Genomic DNA, 627 nt, shown 5'->3' with positions numbered 1-627 from the left:
GCCGCCGGCTAATCCGGCCGCCGCGCCGGCAAGGATAGCGGCGCCGACGCCCGCCGTCGCTATCACAAACGCGCCGGCGGCCACCGCCACGACGGCCCCCAGCAAGACGCCGCCCAGCGCGCCCCATAACCCGGCGCTTTTATTCTGGTGGGCAATCGCGTCCCCGAGCCGGGCGGGCGCGCTCCCCTCGGTGGAGACGGTCTGCATGCCCATCGCGCGGGCGATTTGGTGGCCGATTTTATCGCCGACATAACTGCCGGCAGACGCGCCGACGGCCCCGGCGGCCAGGCCGGCGGCAAAGGGGGCGGCCGCGCCGGTGGCTGCGGCATAAGCCCCGGCCGCCCCCAGAGAAGCCTGGCTGAACGCCTCGCTTTCCAGAAAGGCCAGCGCCTTATCGGAACCCGATGTCGTCCTGGTGGTTCGGGGCGGCGGCGTGGGTTGTGAGGGTTTAGCCGGGGCGGCGGCCTCGGGACCGGGGGCTGTTTGCCGTCGGGCGGCGCCGGCGCCCGCCCAGACATTTTGTAATAGGCTCATGACGACTCCCGGCGGTTAAGGTTCTTCACCCGGACGGGCTTGAAACGAGGTCATGATGGCCAGCATCTGCGCGCGCTGAGCCGGGGTCATGGC

At 71.1% G+C, this 627-nt stretch carries 1 pseudogene; it reads right to left on the bottom strand.

The features are described from left to right. Positions 1–534, bottom strand: a pseudogene (locus tag LGZ98_RS24015) (hypothetical protein); the annotation flags it as partial. Positions 535–627 lie beyond the last annotated feature (93 nt).

This window comes from Photorhabdus kayaii, from assembly GCF_025384895.1.
GTDB lineage: Bacteria > Pseudomonadota > Gammaproteobacteria > Enterobacterales > Enterobacteriaceae > Photorhabdus > Photorhabdus kayaii.
This window is presented reverse-complemented; position numbering and strand designations above follow the sequence as displayed.